At 65.8% G+C, this 18178-nt stretch carries 14 protein-coding genes; 10 read left to right on the top strand and 4 right to left on the bottom strand.

The genetic code is table 11. From position 1 onward, the window contains the following. The first annotated feature begins 159 nt into the window (after positions 1–159). From FHS02_RS10905 to FHS02_RS10930, 6 genes are all read left to right on the top strand, one after another. Positions 160–942 (top strand): 3-hydroxybutyrate dehydrogenase, encoded by a 783-nt coding sequence (locus FHS02_RS10905; RefSeq protein WP_137317347.1) that lies wholly within the window; start codon positions 160–162, stop codon positions 940–942. 298 nt (positions 943–1240) lie between these two features. Beyond that, positions 1241–2002 (top strand): NF038120 family PEP-CTERM protein, encoded by a 762-nt coding sequence (locus tag FHS02_RS10910; RefSeq protein ID WP_137313441.1) that lies wholly within the window; start codon positions 1241–1243, stop codon positions 2000–2002. Then, complete coding sequence (locus tag FHS02_RS10915) at positions 1999–5250, top strand: S8 family peptidase (RefSeq protein ID WP_137313442.1); 3252 nt, start codon at positions 1999–2001, stop codon at positions 5248–5250. Before FHS02_RS10910 ends, FHS02_RS10915 begins: the two co-directional genes overlap by 4 nt. A 492-nt stretch (positions 5251–5742) precedes the next feature. Then, positions 5743–6552, top strand: coding sequence for an NF038120 family PEP-CTERM protein (locus FHS02_RS10920; RefSeq protein ID WP_137313443.1), 810 nt, complete (start codon positions 5743–5745; stop codon positions 6550–6552). After that, positions 6549–9770: a S8 family serine peptidase gene (locus FHS02_RS31950; protein ID WP_137313444.1), complete on the top strand. Its 3222-nt coding sequence runs from the start codon at positions 6549–6551 to the stop codon at positions 9768–9770. Before FHS02_RS10920 ends, FHS02_RS31950 begins: the two co-directional genes overlap by 4 nt. Positions 9771–9937: 167 nt before the next feature. Then, the gene (locus FHS02_RS10930) at positions 9938–11260 is read left to right on the top strand and encodes a dicarboxylate/amino acid:cation symporter (protein ID WP_307722207.1); all 1323 of its coding nucleotides are present in this window, start codon (positions 9938–9940) and stop codon (positions 11258–11260) included. Between the two features lie 115 nt (positions 11261–11375). Here FHS02_RS10930 and FHS02_RS10935 read toward each other — a convergent pair whose 3' ends face one another. Both FHS02_RS10935 and FHS02_RS10940 read right to left on the bottom strand, forming a co-directional pair. Next, complete coding sequence (locus FHS02_RS10935; protein WP_137313446.1) at positions 11376–12026, bottom strand: 3-oxoacid CoA-transferase subunit B; 651 nt, start codon at positions 12024–12026, stop codon at positions 11376–11378. A 10-nt stretch (positions 12027–12036) separates the two neighbouring features. Continuing rightward, positions 12037–12735, bottom strand: coding sequence for a CoA transferase subunit A (locus tag FHS02_RS10940; RefSeq protein WP_137313447.1), 699 nt, complete (start codon positions 12733–12735; stop codon positions 12037–12039). 175 nt (positions 12736–12910) lie between these two features. Here FHS02_RS10940 and FHS02_RS10945 point away from each other — a divergent pair, with 175 nt between their 5' ends. Then, on the top strand, positions 12911–13471 hold the full coding sequence (locus FHS02_RS10945; RefSeq protein ID WP_137313448.1) for a LuxR C-terminal-related transcriptional regulator: 561 nt from the start codon (positions 12911–12913) through the stop codon (positions 13469–13471). Between the two features lie 63 nt (positions 13472–13534). Here FHS02_RS10945 and FHS02_RS10950 read toward each other — a convergent pair whose 3' ends face one another. Continuing rightward, positions 13535–13927 carry a RidA family protein gene (locus tag FHS02_RS10950; protein WP_137313449.1) on the bottom strand — a complete coding sequence of 131 codons (393 nt, stop codon included), beginning with the start codon at positions 13925–13927 and terminating at the stop codon, positions 13535–13537. Positions 13928–14061: 134 nt separating this feature from the next. On the opposite strand from FHS02_RS10950, the gene FHS02_RS10955 reads away from it, so the two are divergent. Continuing rightward, positions 14062–14955 carry a LysR family transcriptional regulator gene (locus tag FHS02_RS10955; protein ID WP_137313450.1) on the top strand — a complete coding sequence of 298 codons (894 nt, stop codon included), beginning with the start codon at positions 14062–14064 and terminating at the stop codon, positions 14953–14955. Between the two features lie 7 nt (positions 14956–14962). On the opposite strand, the gene FHS02_RS10960 is transcribed toward FHS02_RS10955, so the two are convergent. Further along, the gene (locus tag FHS02_RS10960) at positions 14963–15739 is read right to left on the bottom strand and encodes an SDR family oxidoreductase (protein ID WP_137313451.1); all 777 of its coding nucleotides are present in this window, start codon (positions 15737–15739) and stop codon (positions 14963–14965) included. A gap of 309 nt (positions 15740–16048) precedes the next feature. Between FHS02_RS10960 and FHS02_RS10965 the strand changes: the two genes are divergently transcribed. Further along, positions 16049–17677, top strand: coding sequence for an electron transfer flavoprotein-ubiquinone oxidoreductase (locus FHS02_RS10965; protein WP_137317348.1), 1629 nt, complete (start codon positions 16049–16051; stop codon positions 17675–17677). Between the two features lie 177 nt (positions 17678–17854). After that, on the top strand, positions 17855–18178 hold a 324-nt coding region (locus FHS02_RS31505), incomplete at its 3' end, for a flagellin N-terminal helical domain-containing protein (protein ID WP_443094248.1).

Below are 18178 nucleotides of genomic sequence, written 5' to 3' on the forward strand. Positions count from 1 at the left end.
CTTGGTTTTTGGGCTACATTCTACCGTGCGTTGCCGCTAAAATCCCTGGCAAGTTTAGCGCAGCGTAGAGGACGACTGGTAACAGCAACCCGGAATCGGCGGCACCGGCCGCCACCAACTTTGGAGCAGACCATGAGCAGCACACCTTCGAACGGCACTATCCTGTCCGGCAAAACGGCCCTCGTCACGGGGTCCACCTCCGGCATCGGCCTGGGCATCGCGCGCGCACTGGCCGCGCAGGGCGCCAACATCGTGTTCAACGGCTTCGGCAATGCCGACGACATCGCCACCCTGCTCGCTTCCACGGCGCAGGAATTCGGCGTGCAGACCGTACACCACAACGCCGACATGAGCAAGCCGGCCGAAATCGAGGCGCTGTTCGCGTTCGCCGCCGAAAAGTTCGGCGGCGTCGACGTGCTCGTCAACAATGCCGGCATCCAGTACGTGGCCAATGTCGAGGACTTCCCGGTGGAAAAATGGGATGCGATCATCGCCATCAACCTGACTTCCGCCTTCCACACCAGCCGCCTGGCGCTGCCGCGGATGCGGCAGCAGAACTGGGGCCGCATCATCAACCTTGCCTCCGCGCACGGCCTGGTCGGCTCGGCCGGCAAGTCGGCCTACGTCGCCGCCAAGCACGGCCTGGTGGGACTGACCAAGGTGACCGCACTGGAAACGGCGCAAACCGGAGTGACGGTCAACGCGATCTGCCCGGGCTTCGTGCTGACCCCGCTGGTGCAGAAACAGGTGGACGACCGCGCCACGCGCGACGGCCTGACCAATGACGAAGCCAAGCGCGCACTGCTGGCGGACAAGCAGCCTTCCGGCGACTTCGTCACCCCTGAACAGCTCGGCGGACTGGCCGTATTCCTGTGCAGCGACCTGGCCAGCCAGGTACGCGGCGCCGCCTGGAACGTCGATGGCGGCTGGGTCGCGCAGTGACCGAATAAAATGCTTGCGGCCGCCTCGCGGCCGCATTTCCGTCCTATACCGATAGCGCTATCGTAGCTTTTTTGCAACGGCCTTCCAGGTACTGGCCGCCAGTATTCCTACGAGGGACGAGCCTACGTCGTTTTGTCCCGATATCACTCTACAAAATTTAATTCTGAAATATTCCAACGCGTCATTGCAACCCTTGAGTTAGCATAATTTTACCTGATAGCGCTATCACAGCACTCTCCAAAAGAGGCTGCTGCGCAATAAATCAGGGCTCCTCTTCAACCACCAGGGGTATGACGCAATGAAAACATCTTCACGCAACACCCTTCGTTCCGGCTGGCGCAACGTCGCGCCGGCTTTGCTGGCCTGTGCGGCGGCGCTATCCGCGCCAGCCGCGCTGGCGGACGTAATCGACTTCGAACAGATCGTGAATCACGGCACGCCGGCCGGCAACACGGTCTATGTGGGCGGCGATACCTTCTCCACTGGTGGCTTCCTGGCCGTCGTGGCGGACAGCGCCTATGCGCAGAGCTTCCCCGACTATGAACCCGGCCTGGCCGGTGCGGCAATTGCCGCGGGCGAGTACACCTGCACGCGGCTGGCATGCCCCCAGCCCCTCTCCCAGTTCTACGCAGGGATGAACGACGGTTCGCTCACGCTGTCCCGCGAAGACGCGGGCGCCTTCCAGATTTCCGCGCTGAGCTTCGGCGCCATCGCCCCCACCAGCGAAGACAGTGCACTGCCGTTCGGCCAGCTGCGCATCACCGGGACGCGCCTGGACGGCAGCACGCTGAGCGCGGCAGCCGATTTCCCCGAACTCTACGAGTGGAGCGAGTGGACGCTGGACGCCGCCTTCGCCGCGGCCACGTTCACCCGCATCACGGTCGATGCCTGTACCTACACGGCCGCGCGCGAATGCCTGAACGGGGAGCAAACGTCGAACCTTTCGCAGTTCGCGCTCGACACCATGCACGTAAGTGCCGTTCCCGAACCGTCGACGGTCGTGCTGCTGACTGCAGGCCTGCTGCTGGTGGCCGCGCGCCGCCTGGGAGGCCGGGCATGAAGCGCGCCTGTCTCCCCCTCCTCGTGCTGGCACTGGGCGCCCTGACCACTGCCGAAGCCCTGGCCCAGAAGGCCAAGCCTGTGCGCCGGGCCTACATCGTGCAACTGGCCGAGAAGCCTGCCGCCAGCTATGAAGGCAGCATCGCCGGCCTGCGCGCCACGCGTCCGGCCATCGGCGCCAAACTGGACCCGCGCTCGGCCAGCGTGGCGCGCTATGCGGGCTTCCTGAAGCAGCGCCAGGCAACCGTCCTGTCCGCGTTCCGGGGCGCCAGGGTGCTGCACAGCTACCAGCTCGTCTACAACGGCTTCTCCGCGCTGCTGACGGACGCCGAGGCGAAGTCACTGCGCAGGAAGAGCGGCGTGCTGGCCGTGATGCTGGAAACCCCGCGCAAGCTGGACACCCACTACACGCCTACCTACCTGAACCTCGACGGCCCCGGCGGCGTCTGGAACCAGCTGGGCGGCAGCGACAAGGCGGGCGAGGACGTCATCATCGGCGTTATCGACACCGGTATCTGGCCGGAGCATCCCGCGTTCGCCGACCGCGTCGATGCCGAAGGCCGCCCCAGCACCGATCCGGCAGCCACGCTGGCCTACGGTCCCGTTCCCGTGCGCTGGAAAGGCACGTGCGAAGCCGGCGAAGGCTTCACGGCAGCCAACTGCAACAACAAGCTGATCGGTGCGCGCTTCTACAACAAAGCGCTGCTGGCCCAGGGCTTCAACATCTACTGGAACGAGTTCCTGTCGCCGCGCGATGGCATCGCCATCGAACCGCGCTCCGCCTTCGGTCATGGCACGCATACGGCATCGACCGCGGCCGGCAACCACAATACCCTGCCCACGCTCGATGGCGTACCCGTCTCCGCAGCCTCGGGGATAGCGCCCCGCGCGCGCGTGGCTGCCTACAAGGTGTGCTGGAGCTTTTCGCAGGCCGGCTCGCCCGATGTCATGGAAGCTACGTGCATGCCGGGCGACTCGGTGGCGGCCGTCGAACAGGCGGTGGCCGACGGCGTGGACGTGCTGAACTTTTCCATCGGCGGCTACCTGACGGTAGACGACCCGGTCGACCAGGCGTTCCTGGGTGCCGCCAGCGCGGGAGTATTCGTGGCCGCCTCGGCGGGCAACAGTGCGCCGTATATGCCGGCCGCGCACCTGGTTCCCTGGGTGACGACGACGGCGGCGGCCAGTCACGACAAGAGCACCGGCGCCGAGCTGCAGGTCACGGGCGGCCCGCGCTTCGTGGGCGGTTCGCTCAACAAGGCGCCGCTGCCGCCCACGCCGTTCGTGCTGGCACGCCATGCGGGCAAGGTGCCCTTCGACGAACTGAACGGCACAGACCAGGGCGCCCGCGCCACCTGTGCGAGTCCGCAAGAGGCGGCCCAGCAGGGCGCCAGCGCCGCCGCGGCGATCGAACCGGCCCTCGTAGCCGGCAAGGTGCTCGTCTGCGAAGGCGGGCTGACGTCGCCGCTGGCCAAGAGCGTGGCCGCAAAAGGCTATGGCGCGGCGGCCATGGTACTGGCCCAGTACGACAAGGGGCCCAGCTACGTGCAGTACGCTGTGCCCACCGTCGACCTGGCGCTGGAAGATGGCATCGCCCTGGGCGAACACCTGATGGCGCATCCGGAAGCCACGCTGTCGATGTCGGCATTCGGCTTGCACGAGAACCCGGCGGCGTCGCCCATGGTCACCAGCTTCTCCTCGCGCGGCCCGAACATCGCCGCGCCCGGCGTGATGAAGCCCGACCTGGCGGCGTCCGGCCTGGAAATCCTGGCCGGCACCACGCCGGGCGGCGACCAGGCCACGTTCGACCGCATCGCCGCCAGCGGCGCCACGCAGGCCGACACGCGCTGGCGCTTCCACACCGGCACGTCGATGGCCAGCCCGCACGTGGCCGGCCTGGCCGCCCTGCTGCGCCAGCAACACCCGGACTGGTCGCCCGCGGCGATCAAGTCGGCCATGATGACGACCGCACAGCAGACGCAGGACGACGGCCAGGCGGGCACCGGGAACGGCAAGCTGCCGTGGGGCCAGGGCGCCGGTCTCATGCAGCCGGCGCTGGCCGTCGATCCGGGCCTCGTGTACGACGCCGACACGCGCGACTGGCAGCGCTTCCTGTGCGGCCTCGAAGCGGCCTCGATCCTGGCGAGCGACTGCGCCGGCATCGGCCGGGTGGCCGACACGGACCTGAACCAGCCCGCGCTGACGGTGCCGGCGATCGGCGACACGGAAGTGGTGACCCGCACCGTCACCAACGTAGGCGACGCGCCGGCGACGTACTCGGCCACGGCGGACCTGCCGGGCTTCGACGTCAGCGTGGCACCCGCCCAGCTGTCGCTGGCCCCAGGCGAGAAAGGCACGTTCTCCGTCACGCTCAAGCGCACCACCGCGCCGAACCTCGAGTGGCAATACGGTTCGCTGGTGTGGAGCGATGGCACGCACCGCGTGCGCAGCCCGCTGCAGGCGTACACGATGGCGTTCAACGCGCCGGATTGGATTCAAGAGCCGATCCCGAGCGGCAAGAAGCTGTTCACGATTCAATCCGGCTCGGGTGCGCGCGTGAAGGCGGAAATCAGCGGCCTGGTCGAGGCACAGCGCGACATCCTCTCCCTGCGCGGCGCAAGCGGCCCGGACTACGGCCTTGCCGAATGCCTGGCCGGTGGCAGCGAACGGGTGGCGATCAAGAAGTTCACGGTGCCGGAAGGAACGCTGGGCTTCCGCTTCGGTGCCTTCTCGACCGATTCTTCCAGCATGCCGGACGGTATCGACTTCCTGACCCTGCTCGTCATCGATCCGCACCAGCAACTGGCAGGGATGGGGTCGTGGATGTACAGCCCGACGGTGTCCACCAGCAATCCGGAACCGGGCGAATACACGATATGCGTGTCGAGCGAAGGCCCGCGCGACCCGAACGGCATCCAGTTTGTCCTGTCCAGCTGGATCATCGCGCCGGGCCAGGATGCGGGCAATGTGCACGTGACGTTGCCGGCGCGGCTGAACAAGGACGGCACCGGCACGGTGGCGCTGGCCTGGAACGGCCTGGACAACACGAAACGCTATTTCGGCATGGCCAGCTTCATCATCGACGGCCGCACGGAAAAGCTGACGGAGCTGTTCATCGATGCCGAGCGTCCCGAAGGGCTGCCGCTGGTGCCGGGCCGCATCCTGAAACAGCCGCCGCAGGCTAACCCGCGCCGCAGCCTCGTCAAGGGAGCACGCTGGCCCGGCGGCACGACGGCAACAGGGCAGTAAGCCGTCACCCAGCGGGCAACGGCAAAAGTCACCAGGCAGGAACCGCATTGTGGGTTGCCCGTTAAGGGAAACACCACAATGCCGAGGATCAGCCTGGTGACAACGTTTCGGCCGCAACGTCAAACACCCCGGCAGCCAGGGCAACCGGGCGTAATCCGGCGAAATCCCGGCGCAAGCGCGCGCTCGGCCGCGACTTCCCGCGCACACGCCTGCTGTGACGTAATAATGTTCTTTTGCGATTCCCCTTGCTAGCGCTATCGTAGATTTTTTACAACAATAGCGTACCCATTAACACCTTGCACTCTAGCAGTAAGGCCCGGATTTTCCTGAACAAGATCGAATACATGCCAAATTTTCTATTGAAGAATTTACACGGATTTACAATCGATCTGCGCTAGCATCGACTCACCGCTGATAGCGCTATCAGTCTGAACTTTGTTGTGTTTTCCGGTGGCGCGGCGGTCGCACCTCCTCCACTTACAGAGATAACCCATGACCAAGCTATCGACTTCCCGCACTGCCGCGCCGCCAGGCCGGCGCCTTCTCTCCGGCATCGGCCTGCTGGCCTGCGCCGCCGCGCTGGCCGCATCCGCCATGCCCGCCGCCCGGGCGGCCACCATCGGTTTCGACAATGTCAGCAACATCGTCACGCCGGTACTGCCCGCGGACAGCCCGCTGTACAACGGCGGCGACGCCTTCACCACCGACGGTTTCCTGGCGGTGGTCGCGGACAGCGCGTTTGCCCAATCCTTCCCCGGCTATGAGCCCGGCCTGGCCGGCGCCGTCGTCGGTCCCGAGCAATGGTCGGCGTGCACCTTCCTGGCCTGCCCGTTCGGCGAAACGGGCTATTACGCGGGCCTGAACGACGGCTCGCTGACGCTCTCGCGCGAAGACGGCAGTGCCTTTCGCCTGACGGCGCTGACCTATGCCGGCATCGCCCCGGAAATCGAAGAGGGTGGCGCGCACAGCATTGGCCAGCTGCGCCTGTGGGGGACCACCGCGACGGGATCGGTGATCACGGCGACGGCCGACCTTCCCGAACTGCACGCGTGGGCCGACTGGACACTGGACAGTGCGTTTGCCGGCACCACCCTGACCAGCCTGCGCATCGACGCGTGCGCCTACACCGCAGCCGGTGCCTGCCTGAACGACGGCACGCTGCTGAACGCCTCGCAATTCGCCGTAGGCAGCCTGAGCGTGAGCCCGGTGCCTGAACCGTCGGCACTGGCCATGCTGGCCGGCGGCCTGGTACTACTGGGCACGGCAAGCCGCGCGCGCCGCCGCAACGGAGGCCGCGCATGAGCCCCCGCTTCCTGATCCCCGCCTTGCTGCTGTGCGCGACCGGGTCCGCGCTGGCCGCCGAACCGGCACGCCGGGCCTATATCGTGCAGCTCGCCGACAAGCCTGCCGCCAGCTATGAGGGCGGCATTGCCGGCCTGGGTGCGACGCGCGCCGCGCCGGGCAGGCAGCTCAACGCACGCTCCGCGGGCGTGGCGCGCTATACCGGTTTCCTGCGCCAGAAGCAGCAGGCGCTGCTGGCCAAATACAGTGGCGCCCGCGTGCTGCACAGCTACCAGCTGGTCTACAACGGGTTCTCGGCGCTGCTGACGCAGGCCGAGGCCCTCGCGATACGGCAGCAGCCCGGCGTGCGCGCCGTGATCGCCGAACACCCACGCAAGCTCGACACCAACCACACTCCCACCTTCCTCGGCCTGGACCAGCCGGGCGGCCTGTGGAGCCAGCTGGGCGGCAGCGCCAAGGCCGGCGAGGACGTCGTCATCGGCGTGATCGATACCGGCATCTGGCCCGAGCACCCGGCGTTCGCCGACCGCGTCGATGCCGACGGCAAGCCGACCCATGCCGCCAGCGGCACGCTCGCCTACGGCGCGCCGCCGGCGTCCTGGCAAGGCACCTGCGAAACCGGCGAAGGTTTCACGGTCGCCGCCTGCAACAACAAGCTGATCGGTGCACGCTCGTTCATTGCCGGGAGGCTGGCGGAGGGTGCGGTCCTGCACTGGAACGAATTCCGCTCGCCCCGTGACGGCATCAATATCACCGGCTCCGGCCGGGGGCACGGCACGCATACGGCATCGACCGCCGGCGGCAACCATAACGTGGCCGTGGCGCTCGACGGCATACCGTCGGGCGCCGCCTCCGGCATGGCCCCGCGCGCCCGGATTGCCGCCTACAAGGTGTGCTGGACGCACACGCTGCCGGCCTGGCCGGACGATGTGCAGACCAACTGCATGCCGAGCGACTCGGTGGCCGCGATCGAGCAGGCCGTGGCCGATGGCGTCGATGTGCTGAACTTCTCGATCGCCGGCACCTGGCTGATCGACGACCCGGTGGACCAGGCGTTCCTGGGGGCGGCCACCGCAGGGGTGTTCGTCGCCACGTCCGCGGGCAACCTGGGGCCGGTCTATCCGGTGGCGCACTCCGTGCCGTGGCTGGCGACCGTGGCGTCGACCAACCATGACAAGGTGACCGGCGCCGTACTGAAGGCTGCCGGCGGTCCGACCTTGATCGGCGGATCGCTGAACCGCGTGCCTTTGCCGCCGACCCCCTTCATCTTCGCGCACAACGCGGGCAGCAAACCGTTCGAGCAGTTGTCGGATGCGGACCGCTACGCCCGCGCGATGTGCGTCTCCGAAGCGGATGCGAAAGCCGCCGGCGCCGGGCCGGACGGCCTGGTCGATCCGAAGCTGGTGGCCGGCAAGGTGCTGATCTGCGAAGCCGGCGCCATTGCGCCAAAGGCCAAGAGCGTGGTGGCGCAGGCCGCCGGCGCCGCCGGCATGGTGCTGCTGCAGTTCAACGAGGCGCCGCATCACGTCGATTACGCCGTGCCGACCGTCGACCTGCTGCCGGCCGACGGCGAAGTGCTGGTGCGCCATCTGGCGGAGCATCCGGATGCGCTGCTGGAAATGTCGACCTTCGGCATCCAGGACAACCCGCGGCCTTCGCCCTCGGTCACGTATTTCTCGTCGCTCGGGCCGAACGTCGTGGCGCCAGGCATCATGAAGCCCGACCTGGCAGCGCCGGGGCTCGAGATCCTGGCGGGCATCACGCCCGGCGGCGACCAGCAGTATCGCGATGGCGTCGTGCGGACCGGCACGGCCGCCAATTCAGCGCGGTTCGGCTTCCATACCGGTACGTCGATGGCCAGCCCGCACGTGGCCGGCGTGGCGGCGTTGCTGCGCCAGCAGCATCCCGGCTGGTCGCCCGCCGCGATCAAGTCGGCGCTGATGACGACCGCGTCGCAGACGCGCGAAGGCGACTTGACCGGCGCCCTGTCCGGCACATTGCCATGGGGCCAGGGTGCCGGCTTCGTGCAGCCGGGCGCTGCCGGCGATCCGGGCCTCGTCTACGACGCCGGTCCGCTCGACTGGCAGCGCTTCCTGTGCGGTACCGAGTCGATTGCCGTGCCCGCCGAAACCTGCCGGAAGGTGGGTACGACGACCGATACCGACCTGAACCAGCCGGCGCTGACGGCGCCATCGGTCGCGGTCAGCGAAGTCCTGTCGCGTACCGTGAAGAACGTCGGCGCCACCGCCGCCATCTACCGCGCGGAAGCGCAACTGGACGGCTTCGATGTCGCTGTCAGCCCCGCCGAACTGACGCTGGCGCCGGGCGAAACGGGCAGCTTCACGGTCACGCTGACACGTACCACGGCGGAGAACCTGGCCTGGTCCTACGGCTACCTGGAGTGGAACGATGGCGCGCACCGCGTGCGCAGCCCGCTGCAGGCGCGCGCCATGATCATCGATGCGCCGGGGTACCTGTTCGCCGACCAGCGCACCGGCCGCAAGCTGATCCCCATCACCGCCGGTTCCACCGCCAGGCTGAAGGTCAACGTCAGCGGCCTGGCGGCGCCGCGCAAGGAGGTGATGACGGTCCAGGGCGCGATCGCCCCGGAGGCCGCGCTGGCCGCCTGCCTGGCCGGCGGCAATGCGCAGGTGGCGACGAAAACGGTGTCGATCCCGGCCGGCTCGCTGGCCGCGCGTTTTGCCGTGTTCGACTCGGACTCGCTGGCCGGCAGCCAGGGCTGGACCGATCAGTTGAACCTGTTCGTCGTCGATCCGCACCGGCAGCTCGTCGCCTACATCCCCCCCGGCGGAAACGGCTCGGCGGCCACCACCAACCCGGAACCGGGCGAGTACACCATCTGCGTGGCCAGCGAAGCCCCGCACGACGGCGTCGGCGCCACCTTCGCGCTGTCCAGCTGGGTCATCGCACCGGGGCAGGATGCCGGCAACCTGCGCGTCTCGGCACCGGCCATGCTCGGCAAGGGCAGCACCGGCACGGTGGGCATGGCGTGGAGCGGACTCGACGAGGGCAAGTACTACTATGGCGTGCTGGCGTACCAGCTCAACGGCCAGACCGAGCTGATCACGCAGCTGGCGATGGATCCGATCCGGCCGGAAGGATTGCCGCAGCGCGCAGTGCCGATGCTGAGGTCGGCGCCCGCCACGCCGCCGCCCGGCGCCGCGGCACTGCGCGAGGCGCTGTTGACAGTGCATTGAGCCCGCCTGTCAGTAGAGTACCGGCAAGCGAGAGCGTAGATAGCAAATAGGTAGTAACCGCATTGTGGTTATCCCTGATAGGGGAAACCACAATGCGGATAATCACAATGGTGATATCTGAGATGGTTTGCCATGATGGGAGCACTGGGAAGCCAATGGAGACTCCAATCATGAAAAAACCGTTCTATAAAATCCTGTACGTACAGGTGCTGTTCGCCATCTTCATTGGCGTGCTGCTCGGCATCTACCTGCCGACCGACGCCGTGGCGATGAAGCCGCTGGGCGACGGCTTCATCAAGCTGATCAAGATGATCATCGCACCGGTGATCTTCTGCACCATCGTTTCCGGCATCGCCGGGATGCAGGACGTCAAGAAGATCGGCCGCGTTGGCGGCAAGGCCCTGCTCTACTTTGAAATCGTCTCCACCTTTGCGCTGGTGATCGGCCTGTTCGTGGCCAACATCGTGCGCCCCGGCGACGGCTTCAACGCCGACCCCGCCACGCTCGATACCAAGGCCATTGCCCAGTACACCGAGAAGGCGTCGCACCAGACCACCACGGACTTCCTGCTGCACATCATTCCGAACACCGTCGTCGACGCGTTCGCCAAGGGTGACATCCTGCAGGTGCTGCTGATCTCCGTGCTGTTCGGCTTCGCGCTGTCGCTGCTGGGCGAACGCGGCAAGCCGCTGCTGCACATCATCGACGAGGCCGGCGCCGTCGTCTTCGGCATGGTCAACATCATCATGAAGGTCGCCCCGATCGGCGCGTTCGGCGCGATGGCGTTCACCATCGGCAAGTACGGTCTCGATTCGCTGGTGCCGCTGGCCAAGCTGATGGGCTCGTTCTACCTGACCTGCTTCCTGTTCGTGTTCATCGTGCTGGGTGCGATCGCCAAGTTCACCGGCTTCTCGATCGGCCGCTTCATCGCCTACATCAAGGAAGAACTGCTGATCGTGCTGGGCACGAGCTCGTCGGAAAGCGCGCTGCCGTCGCTGATGAAGAAGCTGGAAAAGCTGGGCGCCTCGAAGCCCGTCGTCGGCCTGGTGGTCCCGACCGGCTACTCGTTCAACCTGGACGGCACCAACATCTACATGACGATGGCCGCCCTGTTCGTGGCCCAGGCCACCAACACCGAGCTGACGCTGATGCAGGAACTGACGATCCTCGGCGTGGCGATGCTGACGTCGAAAGGCGCATCGGGCATCACCGGTGCCGGCTTCATCACGCTGGCCGCAACGCTGGCCGTGGTGCCGACGATCCCGGTGGCCGGCATGGCGCTGATCCTGGGTATCGACCGCTTCATGAGCGAGGCCCGCGCCCTGACGAACTTCGTCGGCAACGGCGTGGCCGCCCTGGTGGTGGCGAAATGGGAAGGCGAGCTGAACATGGATACCATGAAGCGCGAACTGGCCAACCCGTCCACCCCGCATGAACCGCTGGAAGAGACCAAGCACGGCGAAGACATGCCGGTGGCGAAGTCGGCCTGATGAAGGAAGCCTGCCACCCTCGGGTGGCAGGCTGTTTTCAGCCGCAATTTTCAACCGCAACGCAACAAAAAGGCACGCCGCGGCGTGCCTTTTTGTCGTCTGCAGCCGGTGCCGCTTACACGGCCGAAAAATCCAGCTCCACGCCGGTGGCGGCGGCGATCTGCTCCTTCGTCACGTCCGGCGCCAGTTCGACCACCTTCAGGCCCGTCTCCGTCACTTCCATCACGCCCAGGTCGGTGATGACGACGTCGACGACACCGACGCCGGTCAGCGGCAGGTCGCACTGCTTGAGCAGCTTGTGCGACGTGGTGCCGTCCTTCGCGGTCGCCACGTGCTCCATCAGCACCACGACTTTCTTCACGCCGGCGACCAGGTCCATCGCGCCGCCCATGCCTTTCACCATCTTCCCGGGAATCATCCAGTTCGCCAGGTCGCCCTTTTCGGACACCTGCATCGCGCCCAGGATTGCCAGGTTGATCTTGCCGCCACGGATCATGCCGAACGAATCGGCCGAGCTGAAGTACGCCGAGCCGGGCAAGGCCGTCACGGTCTGCTTGCCGGCGTTGATCAGGTCGGCGTCCACTTCGTCGTCGGTCGGGAACGGGCCGATGCCGAGCAGGCCGTTTTCCGACTGCAGGAACACTTCGATATCGGAAGGTACGTAGTTCGCCACCAGCGTGGGCAGGCCGATGCCCAGGTTGACGTAGAAGCCGTCCTGCAGCTCCTTGGCCGCGCGCGCGGCCATTTGATCACGAGTCCATGCCATGTTCTTCTCCTCAGGCGCTGCGCACGGTGCGCTGTTCGATGCGTTTTTCCGGGTTCGGGTTGTGCACGATGCGGTGCACGAAGATGCCGGGGGTATGCACGGCGTCCGGATCGATCTCGCCCACTTCCAGCAGTTCTTCCACTTCCACGATCGTGACCTTGCCGGAGGCCGCCACGTTCGGGTTGAAGTTGCGCGCCGTCTTGCGGAACACGAGGTTGCCGGCCTTGTCGGCCTTCCATGCCTTGACCAGCGCCACGTCCGCCACCAGGCTGCGCTCCATCACGTATTGCTCGCCGTCGAACTCGCGGATTTCCTTGCCGTCCGCGACGATCGTGCCGACACCGGTCTTGGTGAAGAAGGCCGGAATGCCGGCGCCGCCGGCGCGCAGCTTCTCGGCCAGCGTGCCCTGCGGCGTGAACTCCAGTTCCAGCTCGCCGGCCAGGTACTGGCGCGCGAACTCCTTGTTCTCGCCGACGTAGGACGCGATCATCTTCCTGATCTGGCGCGTCTCGAGCAGCTGGCCGAGACCGAAACCGTCGACGCCGGCATTGTTCGAGATGGCCGTCAATCCCTTGACGCCCGAATCGCGCAAGGCGAGGATCAGCGCTTCGGGAATGCCGCACAGGCCGAAGCCGCCGACGGCGATGGTCTGGCCATCCTGCACGACGCCGGCCAGGGCGGACGGCGCGTCCGGATATACTTTGTTCATTGTGCCCCCTTCCATTTTTGATAAGCTAGGCGGAATGGTCCGCCTTCGTGGCGTTCCAGAATAGGTTACCAACAAGGAAAGTACAATACAGTAGAAATACGGCCGTATCGTTAGCGGCTCCACACAAGAAAATAATTCGGGATAGTCAGCCGAGAAAGCAAGCCGAGACAGCGCAATGAATGCTCCCTACGAGATCGATTACGAAACCATCTTCCGCTTCGCGCCGGTGGGCATGTGCATTTCCGTCAACCGCGTGATCCAGTCCAGCAACGACGCGCTGACGCATATGTTCGGGTATGCCCACGGCACGCTGGATGGCCAGTCGTTCTGCGTGCTGTATCCCACGATGGATGAATTCCTGCGCACGGGCCACCGCATCATCCCGATCATGAACGCGCGCGGGCGCTATTCCGATGAACGCATCATGCGGCGCTCGAACGGCGAACTGTTCTGGTGCCACGTCACGGGCCGCGCGCTGGACTGCGCCGACCCGCTCGGCCCCGGCGTATGGACGTTCGAGGACGTGTCCGAGAAGCGCCCCGTGTCGGCCGAGCTGACGCCGCGCGAGAGGGAGATCGCCGCCTTCCTCGTCGAAGGCAAGACAAGCAAGATGATTGCCCGTGAAACGGACCTGTCGCCGCGCACGGTGGAAATGCACCGCGCGAAGCTGATGCGCAAGTTCGGCGCCGCCACGTCGTCGGAGCTGGTGCACAAGCTGGTCGGCATGACGCGCTGACGAAATGACGCGCTGACGAAATGCATGCCGAGGACGTGGCACGGTGGCCCGGCGCCCGCCGCGTCAGTCCGGGATCCGCGCCACCACCTTGATCTCGAAATCGAAGCCGTACAGCCACGTGACGCCGACCGCCGTCACCGTCGGGTACGGGGCCTGCCCCCAGAACTCGCGCGCCACATCCCAGATGCGCTCGAAACGGGCTTGCGGTTCGACGATGAACAGGCTGACGTCGACCACGTCGTCGAACGAGCAGCCGGCGGCGGCCAGCACCCCGTTCAGGTTGGCGAACGCGAGCCGCACCTGGGCATCGAGCTCCGGCTCCGGCGAGCCGTCTTCCCGGCTGCCGACCTGGCCGGAGACGAACAGGAAACCGTTCGACCGTACGGCCGGCGAATACCGGTTCTTTTCATACAGGGCCTGGCGGCCCGGCGGGAATACCACGTCACGCTTCGTCATTGCATCTCTCCATGAGCATCCCGGATCGGGACAGGACCTACTGTAGCGGCGTGGCGCTCCCCGATAAACGGGCAACGGCGCCCAGCACTGTTTGTATAATCCAAACAATCGATGGGGAGAAACAAGAAGAGAACATGGATCGATTCGATGCACTGAAGGCGTTCGTCCGCGTGGTCGAAGCGGGCAGCTTTACGCGCGCGGCGGAAACCCTGCACATGAGCCGCGCCACCGTGACGCAGCTGATCCAGCAACTGGAAGCACGGCTGCGCGTGCGCCTGCTGAACCGCACCACCCGGCGCGTCAACGTGACGGCCGACGGCGCGGCCCTGTACGAGCGGGCGCTCGGCATTCTCGCGGAACTCGACGATATCGAAGCCGGCCTGCCCGGCGCCGCCGCGCTACCGCGCGGCCAGCTGCGGGTGGACATGCCGAGCCCGCTGGCGGCGCTGGTCGTGGTGCCGGCGCTGCCCGATTTCCACGCACGCTATCCGGACATCCAGCTCGACCTGGGCGCCAGCGACCGCAAGGTGGACATCATCGGTGAAAACGTCGACTGCGTGATCCGCGGCGGCGAGCTGACGGACGGCTCGCTGGCTGCGCGGCGCGTGGCCGACCTGGGACTGGGGGTGTACGCCGCGCCATCGTACGTGGCCCGCGCCGGCCTGCCGAACCACCCCGGGCAATTGCACGACAGCGCGCACCGCATCGTGGCATTCCGCTGGTCGGGCAGCGGCTTCCCGTATGCGATGCACCGCGGCGGCGAAAGCGCCGCCGTGCAGGGCCGGCACGTCCTGCGCACCGACGACGGCAACGCCTACCTGGCCGCCGGCCTGGCGGGCCTGGGCATCCTGTGGCTGCCCGATTACATGGCCCGGCCGCATGTGGCAACGGGCGCGCTGCTGCCGCTGTTCACGGACTGGCACATCGATCCGATGCCGCTGTGGATCGCCTACCCGCCGAACCGCCACCTCAGCAGGAAAGTCCGCGTGTTCATCGACTGGATCGCCGAACTGATGGCCGGGGTCTGAGGCCGCTCTACTGCGCCGTCATTCCGTCGTCGGCCGAGATCACCGCGCCATTGATGAAATGCGCATCCTCGCCGGCCAGCAGCAGCAGCAGGCCATCGAGGTCTTCCGGCTTGCCCGGGCGCTTGCGGGGCAGCATCTCGATCAGCCGCCGCCCCTGCTCGCTGGCGAAATAATCCTCGTTGATCTCGGTCGAAATGTAGCCGGGGCAGATCGCATTGATATTGATGCCGTAACGCCCCCACTCCACCGCCATCGCCTTCGTCATGTGGATCACGCCGGCCTTGCTCATGCAGTACACGCCGATCTGCGGCAGCACGCGCTGGCCGGCCACCGAGGCGATGTTGATGATGCGGTGCTGCTTCTTCGGATCGCCCTTGGCCCGCGCGATCATCCGCTTGGCCGCTTCCTGCGCCACGAAGAAGGCACCGCGCAGGTTGGTGTCCATCACGAAGTTGTAGTCTTCCGGCGTCACGTCCACCAGCCGCTGGGTGGTCGACACGCCGGAGTTGTTGACGAGGATATCGATCGGCCCCGCCTCCGTTTCCGCGTGGGCGATCGCCGACTTGATGCTGGCGTAGTCGGTCACGTCCAGCGCCACCACGTGGGCCGCGCCGCCATCGGCCTCGATCTCGGCCCGCAATTCCTTCAGGCGCTCGACCCGCCGCGAGGCCAGCACCACCTGCGCGCCGGCGCTGGCCAGCACCTTCGCGAAGCGTGCCCCCAGGCCGCTGGACGCCCCCGTCACGAGCGCGATCTTGCCTTCAAAATTGACTTCGATACCCACGGCTTGCTCCCTTTGTGTCGATGGGCGGTCGACGCGGTACGGTCGCCGCGGCGCTGCTCCCGTATCTGTTCCGCTCCTGCTCCGCCAGTGATCCCGCACGGGTTCCGGCGGCCTCTCCGCCGTGTCCCCGCGTTGTTCCCGATGTGTCCCGTATCTTACACAATTGGCCAAATTAGACGGGAACATCTACTACAATGCCGTTGCATTTGGGGCAGAAAAAGAGCACACTCGTGCTAATTTTTCCCGATTTCATAAACCTATAAAAATCCTATGACGAATCTCGTTGAACAGTACGGCCCGCGCGAAGCAATGGAGTACGACGTGGTGATCGTTGGCGGCGGCCCGGCCGGCCTGTCCGCGGCGATCCGCATCAAGCAGCTGGCCCAGGAAAAGGGCCAGGAAATCTCGGTGGTCGTGCTGGAAAAAGGCGGCGAACTGGGCGCGCATATCCTGTCCGGCGCCGTGATGGATCCGCGCGCGCTGACCGAGCTGATTCCCGACTGGAAGGAAAAGGGCGCACCGCTGAACACCCCCGTGACCGAGGACCGGGTGCTGTTCCTGACCGAAACAAAAGCCTACAAGACGCCGAATTTCATGATCCCGAAATGCCTGGAAAACCATGGCAACTACGTGATCTCGCTCGGCAACGTGGTGCGCTGGCTGGGCCAGCAGGCGGAAAGCCTGGGCGTGGAAATCTTCCCCGGCTTCCCGGCCGCCGAAGTGCTGTACAACGAGGATGGTTCGGTGAAAGGCGTCGCCACCGGCAACATGGGCGTCAAGCGCGACGGCGAACCGGGACCGGATTTCCAGCTCGGCATGGAACTGCACGGCAAATACACGCTGTTCGCCGAAGGCTCGCGCGGCCACCTGGGCAAGACGCTGATGGCCAAGTACGACCTGAACAAGGGCAAGGATCCGCAGGCCTACGGCATCGGCATCAAGGAGCTGTGGGAAATCGATCCGGCGAAACACCAGCCGGGCCTCGTCATCCACACTTCCGGCTGGCCGCTGGCGCACGACGTGTATGGCGGCTCGTTCCTGTACCACGCCGAGAACAACCAGGTGGTGGTCGGCTACGTGGTCGGCCTGAACTATACCAATCCGTACATCTCGCCGTACGAGGAATTCCAGCGCTATAAAACGCACCCGGCGATCCGCGGCTTCTTCGAAGGCGGCAAGCGCATTTCGTATGGCGCGCGCGCCATCACCTCCGGCGGCCTGCAGTCGCTGCCGAAACTGGTGTTCCCGGGCGGCTGCCTGCTCGGTTGCGATGCCGGTTTCCTGAACATGAGCCGCATCAAGGGCAGCCATGCGGCGATCAAGTCCGGCATGCTGGCCGCGGAGGCGCTGGTCGATGCGCTGGCGGCGAACCGCCAGCACGACGAGCTGTCGGCCTACCCGGCAGCGTTCGAGCAGTCCTGGCTGCACGAGGAACTGCACGTGGCGCGCAACGTCAAGCAATACCTGAACAAGGGTCTGGTTTTCGGCACCATCATGACCGGCATCGACCAGATCGTCTTCCGCGGCAAGGCGCCCTGGACGCTGCGCCACAGCGAGCCGGACCACGCCTGCCTGAAGCCGGCCGCCAACTACCGGCCGATCGTGTATCCGAAGCCGGACGGCAAGCTGACGTTCGACAAGCTGTCGTCCGTGTTCATCTCGAACACGAACCACGCCGAAGACCAGCCGATCCACCTGACGCTGAAGAACCCGTCGGTGCCGGTCGATGTCAACCTGGCCAAGTATGCCGGTCCGGAAGCGCGCTACTGCCCGGCCGGCGTCTATGAATACGTCAAGAACGACGACGGGGCCGACCGGCTGCAGATCAATGCGCAGAACTGCGTGCACTGCAAGACGTGCGACATCAAGGATCCGACGCAGAACATCGTCTGGGTGACGCCGGAAGGCGGCGGCGGGCCGAACTATCCGAACATGTGATAACGATCACGACGCCGGGCCTGCCCCGGCGTTGTATTTTCTGCCCCGAAAAAAATCTCGAAAAAAATTTCAAAAAATTTCCGTGTGGAATTTAATGTCCTTGCCGGCCCGGTCGTCTTGTACCTGTGAGAGCGCAGAAAGCTGCTCTGACCGACGAACCCAACTGGAGTAACTGAAATGCTGAGCCTTCACACCAACAACGCTGCCCTGTCCGCACAAAACTCGCTGGGCCGTACCCAGTCGACGCTGTCGACCTCGATGACCCGCCTGTCGACCGGCTTCCGCATCAATTCCGCATCGGACGACGCGGCCGGCCTGCAGATCGCCACCCGCCTGAAAACGCAGACCAGCGGCATGAACGTCGCCATGCGCAACACGCAGAACTCGATTTCCATGCTGCAGACTGCCGAAGGCGCACTGAGCGAAACGACGACCATCCTGACCCGCATGAAGGACCTGGCGACCCAGGCAGCCGACGGCTCCTCGACGGACAAGGACCAG

The sequence above is a fragment of the Pseudoduganella umbonata genome, assembly GCF_014192225.1.
GTDB classification, from domain to species: domain Bacteria; phylum Pseudomonadota; class Gammaproteobacteria; order Burkholderiales; family Burkholderiaceae_D; genus Rugamonas; species Rugamonas umbonata.